The sequence below is a fragment of the Chitinimonas sp. genome (genome assembly GCF_036568685.1).
GTDB lineage: Bacteria > Pseudomonadota > Gammaproteobacteria > Burkholderiales > Chitinimonadaceae > Chitinimonas.
Window position 1 is genome coordinate 25,165 of record NZ_DATCSC010000034.1, and the last position, 22,049, is coordinate 47,213.

Here is a 22,049-nt window from a genome sequence, read left to right on the forward strand (position 1 = left end):
GACTGGCAAGACAGCCAGGCGACCGGGCTGGGCGAACTGCAGCCAAGCCCGGAAGGCCAGGGACTCAACCCAGTTCGGCAGCATTCGGGGCCACATAGACGCGGACCTTGCCAGCCTGGAAGCCCTGCGGGGCGATCTCGGCCAGATCGAAGTTGTCATCATGATGCAGGGTGTCGAAGTGCCAGCTGAAGGTCTGGCCACCGTTGCTGAAGGTCACGGTGTCGCCGTTGGTGACGTTGACCCAGCGGGTCTGGGGCTGGACCTCGACCTTCTGGTCGATGCCTTGGCTGGCAACCGACCGGCCATAGTAGGCCGGGGTATGAGGCGTCGGGGCGGCAAAGGCGCCCAGCGACAGGGTGGCGGCAATGCCGGCGGCGATCAGGGAGAGGGTACGGGTACGTTTCAGCATGGTCAGGGTTCCTTTGGTTAGCGGCCCCGGGAGCGGCTTGCTCCCGGGCCATGGCGGGCAGAATAAGCACCCGCCGCTAACCGAACCATGACCCAACAATTACAAAACGATTACACGCCTTGGCCTATTCCGGGCGTGGCCCCGGCCATAACCGTACCACCAGTGCAGCCAGCGAAGCGGTGGTGGCCAGCGCGGCGACTGCTACCCAGCCCCAGTGCGCGAGCGCCTGGCTACCCAGCGCGGCCCCACTGGCCATGCCGGTAAACATCGCCACGAACAGCACCGTGTTGAGCCGGCTGCGGGCAGCAGGTTCGATGCCGAAGATGATGGTCTGGTGGGCCACCAGGCTGACCTGTACACCCAGGTCGAAACCGATGGCGCTCAGGCCGATCAACCATAGCTGCGCGCTGGGCGACAACAACGGTGAGGCCAACATGGCGGCGAAGGACACGGCGGTCAGAACCGCGCCCAAGCGAGTGACCAGTTCGGGGCCATGCTTGTCGGCAATGCGGCCGGCAATGGGGGCACCTAATGCACCGGCGGCACCCGCCAGGCCGAAGGCGCCGGCGGCGGCACTGCCAAAGTGGAAGGGCGCGCCATGCAGCATGACTGCCAGGGTGGACCAGAAGGCGCTGAATCCCACCGACAGTAAACCTTGCGCCAGTGCAGCACGGCGCAGGGCGGCATGCTTGCGCCAGAGTGCGGAGAGCGAGCCCAGCAGCGCATGGTAGGAGAGGTTGGTGGTCGGTACAAAGTTGGGCAGGCCACGTGCGGCGATCAAGCCGAAGGTGGCGATGCTGGCGCTGGCGACCACAAACATGGCTCGCCAACCGAAGTGCTCGGCCACAAAGCCGCTGGCCACTCGTGACAGGAGGATGCCCAACAAGAGCCCGGTCATGACCGTACCGACGATCTTGCCGCGGCTCGCATCAGGCGCCAGGCTGGCCGCGGCGGGTACGATGTCCTGCGCCAGGGTGGCGGAGAGGCCAATCACCAGGCTGGCGCCCAGCAGCAAGCCCAAGCCTGGGGCCATGGCGGCGACCAGCAGGGCCAGGGTCAGCACGGCGGCCTTCATGAGGATGATGCGTTTGCGGTCGAAACGGTCACCCAGCGGAATGAACAGCAGGATGCCCAGGGCGTAGCCAAGCTGGGTCAAGGTAGGTACGAGCCCGATCTCGGTATCGGGCACGCCTAGGCCGGCGGCCATGATGCCCAGCATGGGCTGGCTGTAGTAGAGCGAGGCGACTGAAAAGCCGGTACCACTGGCAAGCAGCAGTACCAGGCGAGAGGTGAGCGGATGGGAAGCTGCGACGCTGTGCGGCAGCGGACTGGCTTGGGCGAGGGTGGACATTGCAGGTCATTGGGTGAGCGGAAGTGGCGCCAGTGTCGTCGCTGTGACCATTATTCGGTAGACGACTGGCGCGAAGAATTGCTATACGTATTGCGTATGAACGATGAAATCACCTCCCTTCCTGGGCCCCTGTCGGCCGGTATGGACCGGATCGAGCTGATGCAGACCTTTGTCCGCATCGTGGAAGCGGGCAGTCTCTCTGCGGCCGCAGCGCAGCTGGGTACGACCCAGCCCACGGTAAGCCGCCGGCTGCAATTGTTAGAGCGCTCCCTGGGCGTGCGCCTGCTGCAGCGCTCCACCCACAGCATGCGGCTGACCGAGGATGGCGTACGCTGCTTTGCCGGCGCCAAGGAATTGTTGGCCAACTGGGCGGCTTTCGAGTCCGGCCTCAAGGGAGTAAGGGAAGAGCCTGAGGGTTTGTTGCGCGTCGTTGTGCCGCATGCCTTTGGTCAGCAGATGCTGGTCGGCCCGCTGGCGGACTTTCTCAACGAGCACGACAAAGTGGCGGTGGAGTGGTTGCTGCATGATCGCCAGCCGGACTTCATTGCCGAGGGCATTGATTGCGCCATCCATGTGGGAGAGGTGCGCGACCCCAACCTCGTAGCGATCAAGCTGGCCGAGGTACCGCGCACCGTGGTGGCCGCGCCCGCGCTGATCGGCGCGGGTCTGACGGTCGAGGCGCCGGAGCGGCTGGCCGAGTTGCCCTGGTTGGCCATGCGAACCTTCTACCGTAACGATATCGTGCTCACCCACCGCCAGAGCGGTGATACCTGCCACTTGCGCTTCCAGCCTCGGCTCAGTACCGACAGCCTGTATGCCATCCGTACCGCCGCGGTACTGGGGCTGGGGGTCTGCGTAGGTTCATCCTGGCTGTTTACCGACGAGATTGAGCAGGGGAGGCTCGTACACCTGGTACCGGGCTGGTACGCCAAACCCCTGCCCATGTATCTGGTCTACCCCTATGCCAGCTTCTATCCGGCGCGCCTGCGCCGCTTTGTGGATGCCATGCGCGAGGTCGTACCCGGCCTGATCGGTTGAGCAGGCCGGGCACGCCATGCGCAGGCTAGCTATCGGCTCAAGCCGGCGTATAGGCCCGGCGGCGGCGCGTGATCGCCACACCGAAGAGGCCGATACCGCTCAGCAGCAAAAGACCCGGCTCAGGCACGAAGAAAGCATTGGCCGAGTTGTTCATCAGTTGGATGCTGGAGCCACTGACCGGCTGGAAGTTCTGGAAATTGCCATTCAGGTCGAGGAGCAGATAGAAGGGGTTGGGAGAAACGAAGTATCCGGTCCCCGCCTTGGTCAACGACCAGTTGTTGAAGATCAGCTCGAAGTTGCCGTTTGCCAGGCCGGCTACGCCCGCGCCTTCGCCCGCCAGAACCGAACTGGCGCTACCAAGCAGAATGTCGTCAGTAATACTCCCGGCACCGGAAGCGAGGTCCAGATTGCCGATGCTGCCTATGCCGCTGGTTTTTACCCGGTAGTCGGTATCCTGCTTGGTATCGAGCCACAGCTCAAGGTAGCCATTGCCACCGGTAAAGGTAAAGCCCTTGGGGTCGGCCTTGTAGGTGCCGACCGAGGAGAACTTGACATACAGGCCATAGCCATTGGTAAACGTGTTGTTACCAAGCTGGGTGGGGGCATTGAGCTGAGTCGGTGTTGGGCTGCCGTTGCGGAACCAGCTACCGGCCTTGAAGATCGCCTCGGTGACAAAGTTACTGGCACTGGTGGCAGTAAAGACTTCGTCATACTGCCCGCTGAGCTGATCGACCGGGCGGGTCGAGTTCATGGCATCGGGTATGCCGCCTTCGCTGATCACGACCGGTGCACCGACCGTGGCGGCCAAGGCATAGCCGCCCAATAGTGTAAACAAGCCAGCCCTGAGGGCTTTCATCGTCTGCATGGTATTAACCTCCTGGAGTGTTTATATGCGCGAAATTTCCGCGGCGCACTATTCAGCAGGTTTTATGCCATTGTCTGAAAAAGCTTATTGGTGCTGATTGAGCATGAATAAACGTAGAGGATGGAATCCTGATCTGTAAGCAATATCGACATTGGACTCGGGGGTTATATTTGCGTGTAAATTGACATGTAAACAGCCAATTGACCGGCTAAAGGTAGCATCGCGCTATAGCAGTTTGACGGGACAAGATAGTGAGCCAGGTGATGCGTTTTAGGCTGCTTGTGAGGCAGGCCGGGTAGAGCTTGAGTATAGGGTTGGCGTTAAATGGGCCCCGCTGTCTATGTTGTCGTTAAATACCAGGTGGTGCAGAAGCAGTCATGATAGGTGGGTGGTACTTCTCTATGAATTTGCATGGTTCGTAATAATTCGCGCATTTGAAAATAGTGATAATTGATTTGACCTGGTACGAGCTAATTGCATTAGGCCGCTGCGGCAAGTGTCGGCTACGGCCAATCAACAGAAAAATGGCTGCCGCAACTGGCAATTCATGTCGCATCGATGAGCCCGATAGTAGGAAGGCAGCACCCAAGCGCTTGCTTGCTGTATAAATTTTGCGCAGCAGTCAAAATTCTGGATCGCCGGATTTGACAAGGTCGCCGTAGACCCCAAGAATCGCGGCCTAGACCAACAAGACTGCTTCCCCAAGCCATGAATCAAGCTGTTGCCCCGCAAGCCTTGGCCTTCCACAAGAAACCGGTACCGCATGCCGAAATCCGCAATTGGACTGTGGAGGAGGTGGCGGCCCTGTTCGCGCTGCCGTTCAACGACCTGCTGTTCCGCGCCCAGACTGTGCACCGCGAACACTTCGACCCGAACAAGGTGCAGCTTTCCACCCTCCTGTCGATCAAGACCGGCGGCTGCCCGGAAGACTGCGGCTACTGCCCGCAATCGGTCCGCTACGATACCGGCGTGACCAGTCAGGACTTGCTGCCGCTGGATGAGGTACTCGCCGCCGCCCAGGCCGCCAAGAACGCCGGCGCATCGCGCTTTTGCATGGGTGCCGCCTGGCGTGGCCCCAAGCAGCGTGACCTGGATGAAGTGAAGCAGATGATCGCAGGCGTCAAGGCGCTAGGCCTTGAGACCTGCGCCACGCTAGGGATGCTCAAGGAAGGCATGGCCGGGGAGCTCAAGGATGCCGGCCTCGACTACTACAACCACAACCTCGATACCGCGCCCGAGAAGTACGGCGACATCATCGGTACCCGCGGCTATGACGACCGTCTCGACACCCTGCGCCAGGTGCGCGAATCGGGCATGAGTGTCTGCTGCGGCGGCATCGTGGGCATGGGTGAAAGTCGCGAGGAGCGCGCTGGCCTGCTGACCCAGCTGGCCAACCTCGATCCGCAGCCGGAGTCGGTGCCCATCAACAACCTCGTCAAGGTCGAGGGCACGCCCCTGGCCGACCAGGAAGGCATAGACTGGAGCGAGTTCGTGCGCACCATTGCCGTGGCCCGCATCGTGGTGCCCAAGAGCTTTGTGCGCCTCTCGGCTGGCCGGCAGCAGATGCCCGAATCGGTCCAGGCGCTCTGTTTCCTGGCCGGTGCCAATTCCATCTTCTATGGTGACAAGCTTTTGACCACCGGCAACCCGGAAGCGGATGGAGACCGCCGCCTGTTCGAGAAGCTTGATCTGCAGCCACTGTAAATGCTGCGACCCCGCATGAAATAAGTAACTGCGGATAAGCCAATTACACACTACGCCACCGCTTTGCCGGTGGCGTTTTCATTGGGTATTGCTGGTTCAATCGCTGGTCAGCGGTGATTTATCAGGGATGACCAGACCGGTATTGCTGGTTGACTTGACCGCCGTGCGCCACTCCGTCACAAAGAGACTGGTGCAGTACAAAATTCCGTAACTTCAATGCCTTACTACGGAATGGCTCGCTGCATCGCACAATAAACCTGCCCCTTGAGGGCGACATAAACGGAGTGATGACCCATGCAATTCCCACGCGACCCAGTGTGCTGGGCCCGGCTGCGCGTTTTCTGCGCCGGCCTGGCTGCCAGCCTGCTGCTCGCCGCCTGTGGCGGCGGTGACGGCAACCCCGGCAATGGTGGGACTACCCCGCCAGCCAATAGCGATATTGCCTCTTGCGACAGCACCGATTTCCAGAAGGTGCTCTTCGCCGTGCCGGCTGCAGGCAGTGGCGGCAGCACCCCGATCGCAGGCAGCGTACGCATTCACTACAACCGGCCGGACGGCAACTACAGCGGCTGGCAGACCTACGTCTACAACGCCCCCGGCGAGGCGCTGGGTGGTTGGCCCGGCAAGAGCCCGACCGGTAGCGACAACTACGGCGCCTACTGGGACGTGCCGGTCACGGCCGAGGCCTTCAATTTCATCCTCCACAATGGCGACAGCAACCGCGAACCCTCCGGCTGGAGCGGCAAGACCGGGACCGATGAGCAGCAGTATTGGAAGGTGGCCGATGGCAAGGAGATCTGGAAGATCGCTGGCGACAAGGTCAACTACACCAGCAACCCGCTGGCGGGCGCGGCGCCGGACCTTGCGACATTGCGGGTGCACTACAAGCGCTTCGATGCCCAATACGGCGGCTGGGGCCTGCACCTGTGGAACGGCAGCGGGCTCGATGCCAGCCGCCTGCCGGCCGGCACAGTGATCGAGAACTGGAACAAGCCGGTGCCCTTTGCCCAACTGGCGAACTACAGCCAGGGCAGCGCCGAGGTGGTATTCGATATCCCCGTGCTCAACCCCAAGCAGGATGCCAGCCGCAAGGGCCTGGAATTCATCATCCATGGCCTGGGTGGTGCTGGGCAGCCCAGCAATGATGACAAGGACGGCCGCAGCGACAATATCAAGGTCAACTACGCCGCTCTCAAGGTTGCCAACCAAGTGGCCGAGATCTGGCTGCTGCAGCAGGACGCCACGGTCTATGCCGCCGCGCCCGATACACGCTCGGCGTCCAGTGTCGACGCGCAGGCCTACTGGCTCAGCAAGCAGCTGTTGCAGTGGCCCAAGGTCGATACCGGCGGGGTGTTCAAGCTCTATTACAGTCTCAATGGCCAGATCAAGGTAGCCAAGGACACGGCCGTAAGCGGAGCCGACGGCGCACTTGCGCTGGAGACGGGCGCCGCCGTGCCGGCCGATGCGGCGACGCGCTTTGCCTTTGTTGCCCCCGGCGTGGTGCTCAAGGTCAAGGATGCTGACCTTGCGCGCCTTGCCGACCTGCATACCAACCAGCTGGTGCTGGTGCAGGAGAACGGCGACGGCAAGACCCAGAACGCCACCACTGCGCAATTGGCTGGTGCCTTGGATGAGCAGTTCGCCACTGCCCAGTCAGTCACTGATCTGGGCGCTACGGTGGCTGGCGGCAACAGCAACCTCAAACTCTGGGCCCCTACTGCGCAAAATGTGCAGGCCTGCATCTACGACAGTGGCAGCGGCAAAGCCACGAGCATTGAAGCCATGACGCGCGACGCAGTAACTGGCGTGTGGCGCCTGAGCAAGCCCGGTGACCTCAGCGGCAAGTACTACACCTACCTCGTGGACGTATTTGTCCGCGGTACCGGCGTGGTGCGCAACCGAGTGACCGACCCGTACTCGATCAGCCTGACCACCAACTCGGCGCGCAGCTACCTCGCTAGCCTCGACGCCGCCAACCTCAAGCCAGCCGGTTGGGATGCCAGCAGCGGCATATCGTTGCCGGCGCAGGAAGACATGACCATCTACGAGCTGCATGTCCGTGACTTCTCGGTCAACGACAGCACGGTCAGCAGCGCCAACCGTGGCAAATACCTGGCCTTTACCGAGGAGGGCAGCAATGGCATGAAGCACCTCAAGGCGCTGGCCTCCGCCGGCCTGACCGATGTGCACCTGCTGCCGGTATTCGATATCGCCACCGTGCCGGAAGCGGGCTGCAAGAACCCGGCCGTGCCAAGCGCCGCAGCCGATGCGGAAGACCAGCAGGCCGCCGTGGCTGCCGTGAAGGACGAGGACTGCTTCAACTGGGGGTACGACCCTTACCACTACACCGCGCCGGAGGGCAGCTACGCTTCGGATGCAGCCGATGGTGCCAAGCGGGTGCTGGAGTTCCGGCAGATGGTCATGGCCTTGCACAAGGCGGGGCTGCGGGTCGGCATGGACGTGGTCTACAACCACACCAGCGCGGCGGGGCAGGATGCCAAGTCTGTGCTGGACCGCATCGTACCGGGCTACTACCAGCGGCTCAATGCGACCGGCGGAGTGGAGAGCTCGACCTGCTGTGCCAATACCGCGACCGAGAACCTGATGATGGGCAAGCTGATGATCGACTCGGTCAAGACCTGGGCCACCCAGTACAAGATCGATTCCTTCCGCTTCGACCTGATGGCGCACCAGCCCCGCAGGGTGATGGAGACGCTCAAGGCCGCGGTCAATGCCGCCGCCAACCGCGAGGTACAGTTGGTGGGCGAAGGCTGGAACTTTGGTGAGGTCGCCAACGGGGCGCGCTTTGTGCAGGCTTCGCAGCTCTCGCTCAATGGCTCGGGCATTGCCACCTTCAGCGACAGGGCGCGCGATGCGATCCGTGGCGGCGGACCCTTCGACGGTGGCAATGACCTGGTGCGTAACCAGGGCTATATCAGCGGCCTGTTCTACGATGACAACGGCTCGGGCGCCAATAAGACGCGCAACGACCTGCTGGCCGCCGGCGATATGGTCAAGGTCGGACTGGCCGGCTCGCTACGCGACTATCCGCTCAATACCTACCAGGACACGGTACGCAAGCTCTCCGAGATCGACTATGGCGGCCAGCCTGCCGGCTATGTGTCCGACCCGCAGGAGGTGGTCAACTACGTCGAGAACCACGACAACCAGACCCTGTTCGATATTGACGCCTACAAGTTGCCGTTGGCGATCAGCAAGAGCGATAGGGCGCGGGTACAGATGCTGGGTGCGGCGCTCAACAGCTTCAGCCAGGGCGTGGCCTACTTCCATGCCGGTATCGACACCCTGCGTTCCAAGTCCATGGATCGCAACAGCTACAACTCGGGTGACTGGTTCAATCGGCTGGACTGGAGCTACACCGACAACAACTTCGGTGTAGGCGCGCCCAACAAGGCGGACAACGGTGATAACTACGGCGTGATCAAGCCGCTATTGGTCAATGCAGCCATCAAGCCCGGCAGTAGCGAGATCGCCTACGCGCGCGATGCATTCCGTGACCTGTTGGCCATACGCAAGAGCAGCAGCCTTTTCCGCTTGCGCACGGCCGACGACGTAAAGCAGAGACTGACCTTCTACAACACCGGCTCCAGCCAGCTACCCAGCCTGATCGCCGCCCATCTTGATGGCCATGGCTATGCCGGGGCCGGCTACAGCGAGCTGCTGTACTTCGTGAACGTGGACAAGGTGGACCAGACCCTCAGCCTGCCGGCCGAGGCGGGCAAGGCCTATGTCTTGCACCCGGTGCAATCAGCTGCTGCTGCGGCCGATAGCCGGGTGAGGGCAGCTGCAGCCACCGCCTGTGGCAATACCGGTAGCTTCAAGATACCCGCGCGTTCCGCGGTAGTTTGCGTCGTGTCGTAGGGACCATGGCGTCATCGGCGCCAGCCAGCCTGCATAGTGGCACGCACTTGCGCCTCCCTCGGGAGGCGCTTTTTTTTTGCCTCCTGTCAGAAAAATGTCGCCGCGGCTGGCGCTCCGTCCTGGCTGTCCTAGCGTGCTAGTCATGTGAGTGCCCGCCTCGGGCACCTTTGTTCGGGAGAACCGTCATGCTGCTGCGTGTAAGCCTGCTGCTCAGTCTTATCTTCCTCCTCGCTTGGCCGGCCCAGGCCGATGAGCCCAAGCCCTACAAGGAAGGTTCGGTCTGGGGCTTGACCTTTATCAAGGTCAAGCCCGGCATGTTCGATGCCTATCTGCGCGAGGTATTGCCAGTCCGTAAAAGGACCATGGAGGAGGCCCAGAAGCAGGGCTTGGTGCTGTCGCACAAGATCCTGGTCGGCGAGGCGTCCAACCGTGAGGATTGGGACCTGCTCCTGATGGTGGAATACAAGAGCTGGGCCGCCTTTGATGGCCTGAACGATAAGTTCGACGCCATCGCCGCCAAGGTCGTAGGCAGCGAGGAGCGGCAGGTGCAGATGATGATCAAGCGCTCCGACATGCGGGAGATCGTTGGCGACAAGACCATGCAGGAGTTGGTGCCGAAGTAGGGCTTCAGGTCCGGGCCGGGTGGTCGGCTTGGCGGACGGTGGGGGAAGCAGCCAGCAGGGCCAGACAGCATAGCGTCAGGCCCAGCCCACCCACGGCGGTGAGGTTGCCCAGCGATAGGCCGGCCGATAGCAGCCCCGAGGAGAGGGCGTAGGAAAGAGGCGTGAGGCCCAGCGAAGCGGTGCTATTGAGGCTCATGACCCGGCCTATGCGGTCGGCCGGGGTGTATTGCTGCAGCAGCGCCAGCATGGGCACGTTGTTGCAGGCTATGCAGAAGCCGATGGCGAACTGCACCACGGTGGCGGCCACCGCACCCAGTTGCGGCAGTATGGCCAAGAGGCCTCCCTCGATGGCGATCACCCAGCAGATGAGTGCCAAACGCTTGTGCTGGGGCGGCCGTAGGGCCAGCAATACGCCTCCGGCCAGCATGCCGCCGGCAAAGGCGCTCTGCAATTGGGCCAAGAGGCCAGCGCTGGCACCAGGCAGGCTGGCAGCCAGGAGCGGTGGGGCGAAGCCCATTGGGCCCATGAACAGCAGATTGGCGACCGCATAGACCAGTAGCAGCGTGCGCAGCACCGGTGTGTCGCGCACGCTGGCGAAACCTTGCTTGAGCGAGACCCACAGGGGAGCATGCCGGCCTAATTCGTGGCGGGGCTCGGCAATGACTGCACAGGCGATGGCACCAAGCAGCATGACCACGGCCGTGAGTCCGAACACGGCCTGGAAGGGTAGGGCCGCCAGCAGGATGCCGCCCAGCACCGGGCCGAACACCAGCCCCAGCTGGTTGGTGGCCAGCAGCCAGGCATTGGCGCGGGTCAGCAGGCTGCCACCGAGCAGCGCCGGCAGGATGGCATCACGCGCTGGCCAGAAGAGGGCGTCCAGCGCGCCATAGAGGGCGGCCATGCCGATCAACAGCGGCAGGTTCATCTGCCCGGCCTGGATCGCCCAGGCAACCGCACCCATCAGCACCGCGCGGCAGACAAAGCTCGCCGCCATGATGCGGCCACGCGGCAGCCGGTCTGCCAGTACCCCTCCCAGCGCCATCAGTGCGATGCGCGGCAAGGTGCCGGCCAGCATGATGTAGCCGAGCTCGGCTTTGAGCTGGAGCACGTTGACCGCATACCAGGTCTCGGCCAGCAGGGCGATCGCCAGGCCAAAGCTGGAAGCGACGCTGCCCAGCCAGAGCATGAGGAAGGGGCGGTGACGGTAGAGCGGGGTATCGGCCATAGGCCGGCGATTGTAGTGCCGGTATTGGCATTAATGACGATTTGATACCGGTATGCACGTGCGGCGGCAGCCACCGCGCCGCAGCTGGCTTATAGTGCCTGCACGCGGCTGTTGCCGCGCCATACGCCAACAAAACCAGAGGAAGCAAACATGTCGGACGCACACGCAATGGGAGTACTGGCAGGAATGGGCATTTTCTTTGTCCTGCTGATCATTCCCTTCCTGATTGCCGCGATTTTTTACTGCATCGCCCTACAGGGGACCATGAACAAGCTCAGCCCGGCCAATAAGCCGTTTGAAGGCGCCTTGATCTGGTTGTCCTTCATTCCCATCCTGGGTGGTATTTGGCACCTGGTCTACATCTGCATGCTGTCGAGCGCCATCCAGAAGGACTACCAGGCAGCGGGTCAGCAGAACGACGGTGCCTTGCCCATGGCGATCGGGATCGCAGTTTGCTCGGTCGCGTCGGTCATCCCCTTGATCGGCATGCTGGCTGCACTGGTCGGCTTCGTGCTGTGGATCATGTACTGGCTGCGCATCAACGCGTACCGCAAGACCCTGCCGGTGGGTGGCCTGACTGCCATCCCCGCGTGAGTGTCATGAAATGAAAAAGGCCGGCAGATGCCGGCCTTTTGTTTATGCCTTGTCAGCCAGGCCCAGTTGGCCCAGCACAAAGGCGTAGTCGAAGGCGATCTCCTTGATCCGGTCAAAGCGGCCACTGGCGCCGCCATGGCCGGCGCCCATATTGGTCACCAGGAGGAGCGGGTTGGTGTCGGTCTTGAGCGTACGTAGCTTGGCCACATACTTGGCCGGCTCCCAGTACATGACCTGGCTGTCGTTGAGCGAGGTCTTCACCAGAATGGTGGGGTAGGGCTGGGCTGCGAGGTTGTCGTAGGGCGAATAGGCGCGCATCCAGCCGTACTCCGCCTTCTTGTTGGGGTTGCCCCATTCCTCGTATTCGCCCACCGTCAGCGGCAGGCTGGCGTCCAGCATGGTGGTGAGCACATCAAGGAAAGGTACTTCCGAAACCACCAGGCGGAAGAGATCCGGGCGCATATTGCTTACCGCACCCATCAATAGGCCACCTGCGCTGCCGCCCTCGATCACCAGCCTGTCGCTACGGGTATAACCCTGCTTGATCAGCCCTTCGGCGCAGTCGATGAAGTCGTGGAAGGTGTGGATCTTCTCCGCCATCTTGCCTGCGTCATGCCATTTCTCACCCAGATCGCCCCCGCCGCGGATATGCGCCACGGCGTAGATCATGCCGCGGTCCAGGAGGCTCAGGCGGTTACCGGAGAAGTACACGTCATTGGGGATGCCATAGGCGCCATAACCCTCCAGCCACAGCGGCGCACCGTCCTTGAGCCGGCTGCCCTTGCGGTAGACCAGCGAGATCGGTACCGACACACCGTCACGGGCGGTGATCCAGATACGCTCGGTCTGGTAGCGGGACGGGTCGAAGTCACCCAGCACCGGCCGGCGCTTCATCAGCACCTGGCTGCGCGCCACCATGTCGTAGTCGTAGACCGTGTCCGGCGTGGTCATCGATTCATAGCTGTAGCGATAGACCGTACTGTCCCATTCGGCGTTGGCCTCGGTACCCAGGCTATAGGCCGGCTCATCAAAGGCCACGGCATGGCTTTGCTGGCTGCGCAGGTCGGTGATCACCAACTGGTTGAGGCCCTTGACCCGCTCGTGTACCACCAGGAAGTGCTTGAACAGGTCCAGGCCCTCCAACATCACATCGGCGCGCTCGGGCAGTAGCTCCTGCCAGTTGGCGCGGGCCGGGTCGGCCACCGGCGCCTTCACCAGCCGATAGTTGCGGCCGGTGTCATTGATGCGGATGTAGAAGTCCTCACCGTGGTGGTCGAGGTTGTACTGTACCTCGGCCTTGCGGCGGGCCAGCACCTTCCAGCGGCCATTGGGTCGGTCGGCCTTGAGGTAGCGGATCTCGGAGGTGACATGGCTGCTGATCTGCTGCACCAGATAGCCTTCGCTACGGGTCAGGAACACGTCCATGCCGAAGCGCTCGTCCCGCTCTTCGTGGATCAGCCTGTCCTCCACCTGTCCCAACCGGTGCCGCCAGAGCTGGTTGGAGCGCTTGGTCTGCTTGTCTTCGGTGGTGTAGAACAGGGTCCGGCCATCCATGGCCCAGGCGGCCGAGGTGACGCGCTCGCGTTTGAAGGGCAAGAGCTTACCGGTCTGCAGGTTCTTGATCTGCAAACGGTATTGCCGAAAGCCGGTGGAATCGGTGGAGTAAGCCAGCAGTTGGCCATCCGGGCTCACCTCGAACTCACCTACCGCCATAAAGGGCTTGCCCTTGGCGAGTTGGTTGATGTCCAGCAGTAACTGTTCGGCGCTCTCCTGCCAGCGGCCGTCGGCGGCGATGGCCTTGCGGCATAGCAAGGGGTACTGCGAGCCCTTCTCAAAGCGCGAATAGTAGTAGTAGCCGCCCAGCCGGTAGGGAACTGAGCTGTCGTCTTCCTTGATCCGCGCCTTCATTTCCTCAAAGAGCTTGTCCTCAAAGGCCTTGGTCGGCTGGGTGAACGCCTCGGCATAGGCATTTTCAGCCTGCAGATAGGCCAACGTGGCTGGGTCGTCCTTGTCACGCAGCCAGAAGTAGTCATCGATGCGGGTTTCGCCGTGGCGGCTCAGCGCCTTGGGCTGCTTGGCCGCCACGGGCGGCAGGAGGGAGGACGGCTTGTCGGCTTTGGCCATGGCGTCTGGGTATGCATAGGTCGAAAGCGCCAAGCATAACCAAGCCGGCGCCGCTGCGCTTGCCCAGTGCTTGGCAGGTGGGCTGGTGCTCGCCAAGCCGGGCAGTTGTCCCAGGTTTTCCGGCAGTTTGGACGGCCGCAGTACCAGCAGGGTGCGTGCTCTGTCTGCCGGGCTGGACAGATGGTCTGCCAGAGTTGTCAGCTCAGGCCGGCTTGGTGTGGGTTCGTTGCCGGCAAATGATTGTTTTTAAAGTAAAAGCTCAATTTTGTGTAGGCGTGGCACGGATGCTGCTGTAGCTCAGCGCCGGTGCAGCACCCGCAAGGTGCAGACAGCGGTACGGCAGCCCGCAGGCTATCAGCCAGGACCGCCGATAAGACGTAATGGAGACAAGCGATATTTCATACAGTCGGCTCCGGCCGGCGAGTTGATCCCCATTGACTATGATCCCGGATGTAGGCGGCGCATCCCTGGTGCCTGGCACCGGCTGCAAACATCCTGCTTTCGCTGCCCAGGCGGCGGATGGAGTATTTCGATGCAATCGCTCAAAGGCAAAACGGCGCTGGTCACCGGCTCCACCAGCGGCATAGGTCTTGGCATGGCGCTGGAGCTAGCCAAGCAGGGAGCCAATATCGTGCTCAACGGCTTTGGTGACGCGGAACCGGCCCGACGTCAGATCGCCGAACTGGGTGTGGCCGCCCACTACCACCCGGCCGACATGAGCAAGCCTGGTGAGATCGCCGACCTGATGGCCTACGCGGCACGTGAGGCTGGTGGTGTGGACGTATTGGTCAACAACGCCGGTATCCAGCACGTGGCGAGCGTCGAGGACTTCCCGCCGGAGCGCTGGGATGCGGTGATCGCGATCAACCTCAGCGCCTCTTTTCATACCATCCGCCTGGCCGTGCCCGACATGCGGGCGCGTAACTGGGGCCGCATCATCAATATCGCCTCGGTTCATGGCCTGGTCGGTTCGGTACAGAAGTCTGCCTATGTGGCGGCCAAGCATGGTCTTGTGGGCCTGACCAAGGTGGTGGCGCTGGAGCTGGCGCAAACCGGCGTCACCTGCAATGCCATCTGCCCCGGTTGGGTGCGTACCCCGCTGGTTGAAAAGCAGATCGAGGCCCGCGCCCAGGCCGGTGGCCTGAGCCTGGCACAGGCGCAGGTCGACCTGCTGTCGGAAAAGCAGCCCTCGCGCGACTTCGTCACGCCCGAACAATTGGGCCAACTGGCGGTCTTTCTCTGTAGCCCTGCAGCATCCCAGATCCGCGGCGCGGCCTGGAATGTGGATGGCGGCTGGGTTGCTCAGTAGCTATGTTGAAGGGCGCCTGGTTTGAATGTGGCGCCCCAGTTTGTATGAGGGCTTCCAGGTGCGGCGCCACATGGCGACGAAGTGAGGTTTCTGGAAGTTCCCTGTAGAGTGCTGCCTGTCCTGCAGCCACCCCTTGCCGGACCGGGACGGCGGCGAGCCGCTGCGCACCGTATCCGTCCACCGATCTACTAACCGCAGTAGGAAACATCCATGAACAAAATCTACCCCAGCGCAGAAGCAGCGCTTGCCGGACTGGTGCAGGATGGCCAGACCATCGCCGTCGGCGGCTTCGGCCTGTGCGGCATCCCCGAGGCCCTGATCGCCGCCCTGCGTGACAGTGGCGCACGCAACCTGACCGCCATTTCCAACAATGCCGGCGTCGATGGCTTCGGCCTTGGCCAACTGCTGGAGACCCGGCAGATCCGCAAGATGGTCTCGTCCTACGTGGGTGAGAACAAGGAATTTGAACGCCAGTACCTGGCCGGCGAACTCGAGCTCGAGTTCACGCCCCAGGGCACCCTGGCGGAAAAGCTGCGCGCTGGTGGTAGCGGCATTCCCGCCTTCTATACCGCAACTGGCTACGGCACCCTGGTGGCCGAGGGCAAGGAAACGCGTGAGATCAACGGCAAGATGTATGTGCTGGAGCATGCGCTGACCGCCGACATCTCGCTGGTCAAGGCCTGGAAGGCCGACAAGGCCGGCAACCTGATCTACCGCCGCACCGCCCGCAACTTCAACCCCAATGTCGCCATGGCCGGCAAGATCACCGTGGTCGAAGTCGAGGAGATCGTCGAGACCGGTACCTTCGATCCGGACGCCATCCACACGCCTGGCATCTTCGTGCACCGCATCGTGCTCAATGCCAAGCCGGAAAAGCGTATCGAAAAGCGTACCACCCGCGAAAACCCGAACGGTTAAGGAGAGGCCAAATGGCATGGAACCGCGATGAAATGGCCGCCCGCGCTGCGAAGGAACTGCAGGACGGGTTTTATGTGAACCTCGGTATCGGTCTGCCCACCATGGTGGCCAACCATGTGCCCACCGGCATGGAAGTCTGGTTGCAATCCGAGAACGGCCTCCTGGGCATCGGCCCCTTCCCCTCGGAAGCCGAAGTCGACGCCGATGTGATCAACGCCGGCAAGCAGACCATTACCACTCTGCCCGGCTCGGCAATCTTCAGCTCCAGCGACAGCTTCGGCATGATCCGTGGCGGCAAGATCAACCTCGCCATCCTGGGGGCCATGCAGGTCAGCGAACATGGCGACCTGGCCAACTGGATGATCCCGGGCAAGATGGTCAAGGGCATGGGTGGCGCCATGGACCTGGTAGCCGGTGTAGGCCGGGTGATCGTGCTGATGGAGCACGTGGCCAAGAAGAAGGACGGCACCGAAGAAGCCAAGATCCTGCCCAAGTGCAACCTGCCGCTGACCGGCGTGGGTGTGGTCAATATGATCATCACCGACCTGGGCGTCATGCACGTCGGCCCCAAGGGCGTCTCGGTGCACGAGCTGGCCCCGGGTGTGACCGAGGCCGAGATCGCCGAGAAGACCGCCGTGCCGCTGGACTTCTCGCCGCTGCGCAAGGGCTGATCACCCTGCTGCGGAGTAACGCAAAAGGCCGGCAATTGCCGGCCTTTTTGTTCTCGATGTGATTACGAGTCCTGCCCACATCGTTCCGGTGTGCACGTCTTTGGGTAATGTGCCGACGAGCGTAGCGAGGTTCCCCGCCGGCGGGCGGGTCGGGAATAAATCAGGGAAGCCGCTGGTGCAGTTTTCGAAGATGACTAGCGCCCGGGTCTTCCGGGCGCCAGGGTTGTAGCTTTAGATTAGGCGGCCTTCGGACTGGATCCAGGCTTTGGCGCCGGCTTGAGCTCACTGAGGATTACCGCCACCACCACCATGCCGCCGCCGATGCCGGCCTGCACGGTCAGGGATTCGCTCAGCAACAGCCAGCCAAACAGGGCAGCGAAGACGGGCTCCATGGCATAGATCACGGCGGCCTTGTCGGCGCTGACATTGCGCTGCGCCTGCGCCTGCAGCATCAGCATGCCGGCGGTGGCGATCAGGCCCAGGTAGATCAGGTTGGGAGCATGTTCCTGCAGGCGCGAGGGCAGAGTGGCAAAGCGGGGTTCATTGATGCCGGTGAGCCCGACCCACAGCGAGGCGAATACGGCCATAAAGATGATCTGCGTGGCCGCCAGGTGCCGAGCCTCGTGCCGACCGCTACGCTGCGAGAGCAAGATGGTGTAGAGCGCATAGGCGAGGGCGCAGATCAGGGTAGCGCCGTCGCCTTGCCAATTGCCGCCCCCTTCCCAGGACATCAACCCTATGCCCACGCAGGCCATGGTGGAGGCCAGCAGTACCGGCCAGCTCAGCCGGCCACCGAAGCAGAGACCCAGAAAAGGCACCATCAGAACGTTGAGACTGGTGAGGAAGGCGCTGCGGTTGGAGGAGATATGCTCCAGGCCATAGGCCTGCGCCACATAGGAGGTCAGTGCCAGCGCGCCCAGCACCGCACCGTCGCGCCAGGCCCGCGCCGGTGCCTTGATGGCGAACGGCAGCATGCAGACCGAGGCGATCAGAAAGCGTGCCGCCGAGATCTCGATCCCGGAAAGGCTGCTGGAGGCGGACTTGAGCAGCGGGAAGGTCGTCCCCCATACCAAGGTGACGAAGAGCAGCAGGATGACACTGAGATTCATGGCAATGGCACCGGGCGTGCATAGGCGCCGGCAGGGAGGGCAAAAGCCGCATTCTACCCGCTAAGTGCATGCTATCGCGCTCAGCCGCCTTGCAGGTCGTGATAGGCACTGGTCACGGCCGGGCCGGCCACATAGCTGGAGAACAGCAGATTGCGCACCGGGCTGTCACCGGCAAAGCTGCGCCGCAGATCGTCCAGCTTGACCGTCTTTTGTACCTGCTCCAGCGTGGTGCCGCCGGCCATGGCGCTGTGGGTACGCTCGGTCACGACCCGCATCAGGTTCTGCATCTGCAGCAGATAGCGGTCGTCACGCAGCAAGGGCCCGTGCCCAGGCACAATCAGGCTGGGCTTGAGTGCCGCCAGGCGCCCCAGGGTGGCCGACCAGTCGGCCACGTGCGACTGGTCGCCGCCGATCAAGGGGATGGGCCAGACGATGAGGTCGCCAGCGCAGACAATGCCCTCGCTTGGCAGATAGACCACCAGGTCGCCCGAGGTATGGCCGCGCCCCAGATAGCGGATTTCGATACTGCGCTCGCCGCGCCAGAGTGTCAGGCTGTTGTCCACGGTCAGGTCGGGCAGGGGCGGGCGAAAGTCCGGCGGTACGGTCGCGTAACCTTCGGCCAGGACAAGGTCGCTCTGGTAGCTCTGCCTTTCCTCGTCAGTCAGCGGCTTGCCAGCCAGCGATTTGCCATCTGCCAGCGCCTTGCGCAGCATGGCGGCGAATTGCGGCACGTCGTCGCGATGGAAGCGTTCCCGGGCTCTCAGGCCGGCATCCTGCAGATAGTCGCGTGCCTTGGTGTGGCCGATAAAGCTTACGCCGGGGTAGGCCTCGCGGTAGACCTGGTTGCCGACGATATGATCGTCATGCCAGTGGGTGTTGACCACATAGCGCACCGGCTTGTCGGTCAGGCTGCGCAGTGCCCTCACGACCTCGCGGGTGGCAGCCAGATTGGACTGCGCGTCGACCACCACCACGTCCTGCTCGTTGATGATGAAGACGCTGTTGGATTCGACCCCGAAACCCGGCGGTTCGGTCCGCACCGTGGCATAGACACCGTCAGCCAGCTTCACCAGCTCGAAGCGGCTGGCGGCCATGAGCCAGAGGGGGCAGAGGCAGATCAGCAGGTAGCGCAGCAAGTTGATCATGCGATCTTTCGGGTTCAGAGGTTGGCGCCGCGTTCACGCATATAGAGGCGCAGATCGTCAAAATTGATCCTGCCCTGGCGGCGCTGATCAATCTGCTCAAAGTGGTCGGCCACAAAGCCCAGCCCGGCTTGGCGCGCCTGTGCCTGGGTCAGTGTGCCGGTGTGCCCTACATCGGCAGCATCAAAGCGGCGGCGCAATTTTTCCACCGCCAGAGTACGCAGCACCGAGCCTTCTGCCGGCGGTAGGGTGCTGCGCTGGCGGGCGGCGGGGGGCAGATAAGGGTCACCCAGTTGCGCGAGCCCGGCGCGGGTATCCGCAATGTCCGGTGCGGCGGCGCAGACCACGCCGGCCAGCAGCAGGCAGAGGGTTGTCAAAAGTTTGGCCATTATCATCCCTCCCGGTTTCAGGGGCTCGGGGCCGTGCGGTAGAAGTTGGCCAGATCGGCCTTGCCTTGCTGCCGGGCGGTGTCGTCCAGGTAGCTCATATGCCCGCTGGCGTAATGGCGGATCTGCACATTGGCGGCGGCTCCCAGCCGCGCCAGGTCCAGCTCGGTCTGGTAGAAGGGCGTGGCCAGATCGTGGTAGCCATTGAGCGAGAGCAGGCGCAGCCGTGGGTTCTGGAGCAGCGCGGCGGCGAGGTCTGGCAGCACGTCCGGCAGCGCCTGGCCGTCGTGCTGCCAGATCCAGCTGTTGATGGCATTGCTGGCAACGGTGTAGGTCGAGCTGTTGCTGTACTTGAGCGTGCCGGGCAGATAGCTGCGTAGGGTGCTGCTGAATGAGGGCGTGATAAAGGTCGAGGACGGGTCGCCTTCGCTGGCCAGGGCCGTCCCCTTGATTGCACTGACGCGGGCATCGTAGCGGCCGATCAGGCTGGCGGGCAACAGACCGTACTGGAAGGTGGTCGGGTCGAGGTCCACATTGGCCTGCCACAAACTCGCCGCCAAACCGGTGTAGTTCACCAACTGGCTCACCAAGCCGGCGCTGGGCGGGGTACGCGCGGTGATCCAGGCGTCTGCGGCAGGCCCGTAACTCACGCTGCTGAAGCTGCGCAGCGTGGCGGCATAGCTCACCGGGTCGCCCTGGGCTGGCTGGGTCAGCTTGTAGTAGGCGCCGGTGAGGCCATAGCTGGGCAAAAAGCCGGCGCAGTTCACCTGGCCGGGGTCGAACACGGCGCAGTTGCTGTTGTAGTTGAGGATGGAGGATTGCAGGATCACCCCACCGAGCCGCACCCCGGCCGACTCCAGCAGGTCTGCCAGCACACCGCTGCGCAGCGTGCCGTAGGATTCGCCAAACAGGTATTTGGGCGAGGTAGTGCGCTGGTTCACAGCCAGATAGCGCAGGATGAAGTCGCGGAAGGCCGCAGCGTCGGCATCCACCCCCCAGAACTGTTGGTTGGTATAGGGGGCGATGGCCTCCGAGTAGCCCGTGCCGATCGCGTCGACAAAGACCAGATCGCTCACGTCCAAGAGGCTCTCCGCATTGTCGACCAGCGGGAAGGGGGCGTTTTGCGTCGTGGCGGGAAAGCCGGTCACCAGCCGGTGCGGCCCATAAGACCCCAGGTGCAGCCAGAGGCTGGCCGAACCCGGACCACCGTTGTAGAAGAAAGTCACCGGCCGCTGTGATGCCGCCTGGCCATCCAGCGTATAGGCCACGTAGAAGAAGGATGCCTCAGCCGCACCGCTCTGCGGCTGGCTGGCAGTGAGGTGGCCGGCAGTGGCGGTATAGGTCAGCGTTTGTCCGCCAAGCTGCAGGGTGTGGTGGGTAGTCGCTGCGCGTTCCTGCGCCGAGGCGAGCGAGGCGCCTGCCGCGCCGGAATAGCTGACCGGATCATTCAGCGCCACATCGCCGTTACCGGGTGGTGTGGGGTTGCCACCCCCCGTTGCGCCGTCACCACCACCGCAGGCGGTCAAGCCCAGCAGCAGGGCGAGCAGAGGCGCGTACTTCGGTAGAGCAGGCAGCCGCATGGCGGTGTTCCCTGTTGGGCTATTTCTCGTCCAGCGTATAAGCCAGTTTGAGCCAATGGCGAACCTCGTCGTCGATCTCGGCGACGGACGTGATGGGGATGCGGTAGGTGATCCTGTCCTTCTTGGCGTAGCCGCCGGTGTCGATCAGCCGCGCCGGTACGGCCATATTGCCCAGCGCCAGGCCCAAGTCCAGCCGCGTACGGGTGCTGGGCTTGAGTTGGGCAAAGACATGGTTGCGATAGAAGGGCACGATGGTCTTGGCCGGGCAGGCCATGACATCCGCCCCGAGGCCCAGGCCGACATCCAGTAGCGCCTCATAGACAGGGAGCAGCCCCGCCTTGTCACCGGCGAACATGTTGGCGACGTACAGCTCGGCATGGTGCAAATAGGCCTCGGGCGAGTCTTCTTCGGTACCGCGCCCCTCGGCCCGTTCCGCCAGCCAGATGGCGGCACGGCTGCCCAGCTTGTGGTCGGTCTTGAGCCATTCGCGCCGCGCTGCCTCGTCGTTCGGGCCTTCTGCGCGGATCAAGCTCAACCATTGATCAAGGCTGCGCCCGGTTTTTTCGGGCAGGGTATTGATCCACTGGCGGATCATGCCGACGCTGGGTGGAACACCGTAGCGGGAAGAGGTAGAAGGCATGGAGGGAGGGATGTGATGTCGCTACCGATACGGTAGCTGGTCGCGGCACCGGCAGCCAAGTGTACGCGCCTTCCGGTCCGAGAACCGTTGCGAGGTGGCCAGTTTTGGCCATACCGCGTTGGCAATCTAGCTGAGCAGCCGGCCGTCATACAGCGCCAGCAGCAAGGCGGCCAGGTTGATGACCACGCTCAGCCAGAAGCGCCACAGAAAGCTGGCCTTGGCGGTCTTGTGGCGGAACAGGCGCTGCGCCAGCAAGGCGCCTGGCCAGCCGCCCAATAGACCGATCAGCAAGAGGCTGCGCTCAGGCAGGCGTGCGCGCTGCCGCACGGCCGCCAGCTTGTCCCAGCCGTAGGCGGCCAGCGCCAAGAGGCTCTGGCCGGCATAGAGGCCGGCCAGGCTCTGCCAGGGGCTGTGGCGCAACAGCAGGTCCAGCAATGCGGCTACGAACAGCAGCCCGGCCAGCAGTACCGTCACGGTGC

General features: G+C 62.9%; 19 protein-coding genes. 8 read left to right on the forward strand and 11 right to left on the reverse strand.

The features are described 5' to 3' along the window. Positions 1-64: 64 nt before the first annotated feature. Together VIM95_RS05530 and VIM95_RS05535 are read right to left on the reverse strand one after the other, a co-directional pair. Positions 65-409, reverse strand: coding sequence for a CzcE family metal-binding protein (locus VIM95_RS05530; RefSeq protein WP_331983860.1), 345 nt, complete (start codon positions 407-409; stop codon positions 65-67). 124 nt (positions 410-533) lie between these two features. After that, entirely contained in the window at positions 534-1,760 is a 1,227-nt protein-coding gene (locus VIM95_RS05535; RefSeq protein WP_331983862.1) for an MFS transporter, read from the reverse strand. A gap of 96 nt (positions 1,761-1,856) precedes the next feature. On the opposite strand from VIM95_RS05535, the gene VIM95_RS05540 reads away from it, so the two are divergent. Then, positions 1,857-2,798 carry a LysR family transcriptional regulator gene (locus VIM95_RS05540; protein ID WP_331983864.1) on the forward strand — a complete coding sequence of 314 codons (942 nt, stop codon included), beginning with the start codon at positions 1,857-1,859 and terminating at the stop codon, positions 2,796-2,798. Between the two features lie 37 nt (positions 2,799-2,835). On the opposite strand, the gene pepA is transcribed toward VIM95_RS05540, so the two are convergent. Beyond that, positions 2,836-3,663: a flocculation-associated PEP-CTERM protein PepA gene (gene pepA, locus VIM95_RS05545; RefSeq protein WP_331983866.1), complete on the reverse strand. Its 828-nt coding sequence runs from the start codon at positions 3,661-3,663 to the stop codon at positions 2,836-2,838. 708 nt (positions 3,664-4,371) lie between these two features. On the opposite strand from pepA, the gene bioB reads away from it, so the two are divergent. The 3 genes from bioB to VIM95_RS05560 all read left to right on the forward strand — a co-directional run bounded on the left by bioB (position 4,372) and on the right by VIM95_RS05560 (position 9,872). Continuing rightward, a complete protein-coding gene (gene bioB / locus VIM95_RS05550; RefSeq protein ID WP_331983868.1) occupies positions 4,372-5,367 on the forward strand; it encodes a biotin synthase BioB in 996 nt (331 codons plus the stop codon). A 294-nt stretch (positions 5,368-5,661) separates the two neighbouring features. Further along, a complete protein-coding gene (locus tag VIM95_RS05555; protein ID WP_331983870.1) occupies positions 5,662-9,249 on the forward strand; it encodes an alpha-1,6-glucosidase domain-containing protein in 3,588 nt (1,195 codons plus the stop codon). Positions 9,250-9,434: 185 nt separating this feature from the next. Further along, on the forward strand, positions 9,435-9,872 hold the full coding sequence (locus tag VIM95_RS05560) for a hypothetical protein (RefSeq protein WP_331983872.1): 438 nt from the start codon (positions 9,435-9,437) through the stop codon (positions 9,870-9,872). A gap of 4 nt (positions 9,873-9,876) precedes the next feature. Here VIM95_RS05560 and VIM95_RS05565 read toward each other — a convergent pair whose 3' ends face one another. Continuing rightward, positions 9,877-11,097 carry an MFS transporter gene (locus tag VIM95_RS05565; protein WP_331983874.1) on the reverse strand — a complete coding sequence of 407 codons (1,221 nt, stop codon included), beginning with the start codon at positions 11,095-11,097 and terminating at the stop codon, positions 9,877-9,879. A 150-nt stretch (positions 11,098-11,247) separates the two neighbouring features. Here VIM95_RS05565 and VIM95_RS05570 point away from each other — a divergent pair, with 150 nt between their 5' ends. Continuing rightward, entirely contained in the window at positions 11,248-11,691 is a 444-nt protein-coding gene (locus tag VIM95_RS05570) for a hypothetical protein (protein WP_331983877.1), read from the forward strand. Between the two features lie 42 nt (positions 11,692-11,733). On the opposite strand, the gene VIM95_RS05575 is transcribed toward VIM95_RS05570, so the two are convergent. Next, on the reverse strand, positions 11,734-13,815 hold the full coding sequence (locus tag VIM95_RS05575; RefSeq protein ID WP_331983880.1) for a S9 family peptidase: 2,082 nt from the start codon (positions 13,813-13,815) through the stop codon (positions 11,734-11,736). Between the two features lie 532 nt (positions 13,816-14,347). Here VIM95_RS05575 and VIM95_RS05580 point away from each other — a divergent pair. The 3 genes from VIM95_RS05580 (at position 14,348) to VIM95_RS05590 (ending at position 16,713) form a co-directional block, all read left to right on the forward strand. Continuing rightward, positions 14,348-15,124 carry a 3-hydroxybutyrate dehydrogenase gene (locus tag VIM95_RS05580; protein WP_331983882.1) on the forward strand — a complete coding sequence of 259 codons (777 nt, stop codon included), beginning with the start codon at positions 14,348-14,350 and terminating at the stop codon, positions 15,122-15,124. A gap of 210 nt (positions 15,125-15,334) precedes the next feature. After that, on the forward strand, positions 15,335-16,042 hold the full coding sequence (locus VIM95_RS05585; RefSeq protein ID WP_331983884.1) for a CoA transferase subunit A: 708 nt from the start codon (positions 15,335-15,337) through the stop codon (positions 16,040-16,042). A gap of 11 nt (positions 16,043-16,053) precedes the next feature. Beyond that, entirely contained in the window at positions 16,054-16,713 is a 660-nt protein-coding gene (locus tag VIM95_RS05590; protein ID WP_331983886.1) for a 3-oxoacid CoA-transferase subunit B, read from the forward strand. Between the two features lie 236 nt (positions 16,714-16,949). Here the strand turns inward: VIM95_RS05590 and VIM95_RS05595 are convergent, their stop codons facing one another. The 6 genes from VIM95_RS05595 to VIM95_RS05620 all read right to left on the reverse strand — a co-directional run bounded on the left by VIM95_RS05595 (position 16,950) and on the right by VIM95_RS05620 (position 22,044). Continuing rightward, entirely contained in the window at positions 16,950-17,822 is an 873-nt protein-coding gene (locus VIM95_RS05595) for a DMT family transporter (protein ID WP_331983888.1), read from the reverse strand. An 80-nt stretch (positions 17,823-17,902) separates the two neighbouring features. Next, a complete protein-coding gene (locus tag VIM95_RS05600) occupies positions 17,903-18,967 on the reverse strand; it encodes an MBL fold metallo-hydrolase (protein ID WP_331983890.1) in 1,065 nt (354 codons plus the stop codon). Positions 18,968-18,981: 14 nt separating this feature from the next. Continuing rightward, the gene (locus VIM95_RS05605; RefSeq protein ID WP_331983892.1) at positions 18,982-19,353 is read right to left on the reverse strand and encodes an EF-hand domain-containing protein; all 372 of its coding nucleotides are present in this window, start codon (positions 19,351-19,353) and stop codon (positions 18,982-18,984) included. Positions 19,354-19,370: 17 nt separating this feature from the next. Further along, positions 19,371-20,930, reverse strand: a complete 1,560-nt coding sequence (locus VIM95_RS05610; RefSeq protein ID WP_331983894.1) for a S10 family peptidase — start codon at positions 20,928-20,930, stop codon at positions 19,371-19,373. A gap of 19 nt (positions 20,931-20,949) precedes the next feature. Continuing rightward, positions 20,950-21,570 carry a DUF5655 domain-containing protein gene (locus tag VIM95_RS05615; RefSeq protein ID WP_331983896.1) on the reverse strand — a complete coding sequence of 207 codons (621 nt, stop codon included), beginning with the start codon at positions 21,568-21,570 and terminating at the stop codon, positions 20,950-20,952. Between the two features lie 126 nt (positions 21,571-21,696). Continuing rightward, complete coding sequence (locus VIM95_RS05620; RefSeq protein WP_331983898.1) at positions 21,697-22,044, reverse strand: DUF1294 domain-containing protein; 348 nt, start codon at positions 22,042-22,044, stop codon at positions 21,697-21,699. Positions 22,045-22,049: the final 5 nt, after the last annotated feature.

Bases quoted from the DNA above. Each gene is read 5' to 3' on its own strand.
- VIM95_RS05575 (WP_331983880.1), bottom strand. From the start codon at position 13,815: ATGGCCAAAGCCGACAAGCCGTCCTCCCTCCTGCCGCCCGTGGCGGCC.
- VIM95_RS05560 (WP_331983872.1), top strand. From the start codon at position 9,435: ATGCTGCTGCGTGTAAGCCTGCTGCTCAGTCTTATCTTCCTCCTCGCT.
- bioB (WP_331983868.1), top strand. From the start codon at position 4,372: ATGAATCAAGCTGTTGCCCCGCAAGCCTTGGCCTTCCACAAGAAACCG.
- VIM95_RS05590 (WP_331983886.1), top strand. From the start codon at position 16,054: ATGGCATGGAACCGCGATGAAATGGCCGCCCGCGCTGCGAAGGAACTG.
- VIM95_RS05530 (WP_331983860.1), bottom strand. From the start codon at position 409: ATGCTGAAACGTACCCGTACCCTCTCCCTGATCGCCGCCGGCATTGCC.
- VIM95_RS05600 (WP_331983890.1), bottom strand. From the start codon at position 18,967: ATGATCAACTTGCTGCGCTACCTGCTGATCTGCCTCTGCCCCCTCTGG.
- VIM95_RS05585 (WP_331983884.1), top strand. From the start codon at position 15,335: ATGAACAAAATCTACCCCAGCGCAGAAGCAGCGCTTGCCGGACTGGTG.
- VIM95_RS05570 (WP_331983877.1), top strand. From the start codon at position 11,248: ATGTCGGACGCACACGCAATGGGAGTACTGGCAGGAATGGGCATTTTC.
- VIM95_RS05605 (WP_331983892.1), bottom strand. From the start codon at position 19,353: ATGGCCAAACTTTTGACAACCCTCTGCCTGCTGCTGGCCGGCGTGGTC.
- VIM95_RS05555 (WP_331983870.1), top strand. From the start codon at position 5,662: ATGCAATTCCCACGCGACCCAGTGTGCTGGGCCCGGCTGCGCGTTTTC.
- pepA (WP_331983866.1), bottom strand. From the start codon at position 3,663: ATGCAGACGATGAAAGCCCTCAGGGCTGGCTTGTTTACACTATTGGGC.
- VIM95_RS05540 (WP_331983864.1), top strand. From the start codon at position 1,857: ATGAACGATGAAATCACCTCCCTTCCTGGGCCCCTGTCGGCCGGTATG.
- VIM95_RS05615 (WP_331983896.1), bottom strand. From the start codon at position 21,570: ATGCCTTCTACCTCTTCCCGCTACGGTGTTCCACCCAGCGTCGGCATG.
- VIM95_RS05595 (WP_331983888.1), bottom strand. From the start codon at position 17,822: ATGAATCTCAGTGTCATCCTGCTGCTCTTCGTCACCTTGGTATGGGGG.
- VIM95_RS05535 (WP_331983862.1), bottom strand. From the start codon at position 1,760: ATGTCCACCCTCGCCCAAGCCAGTCCGCTGCCGCACAGCGTCGCAGCT.
- VIM95_RS05610 (WP_331983894.1), bottom strand. From the start codon at position 20,930: ATGCGGCTGCCTGCTCTACCGAAGTACGCGCCTCTGCTCGCCCTGCTG.
- VIM95_RS05565 (WP_331983874.1), bottom strand. From the start codon at position 11,097: ATGGCCGATACCCCGCTCTACCGTCACCGCCCCTTCCTCATGCTCTGG.
- VIM95_RS05580 (WP_331983882.1), top strand. From the start codon at position 14,348: ATGCAATCGCTCAAAGGCAAAACGGCGCTGGTCACCGGCTCCACCAGC.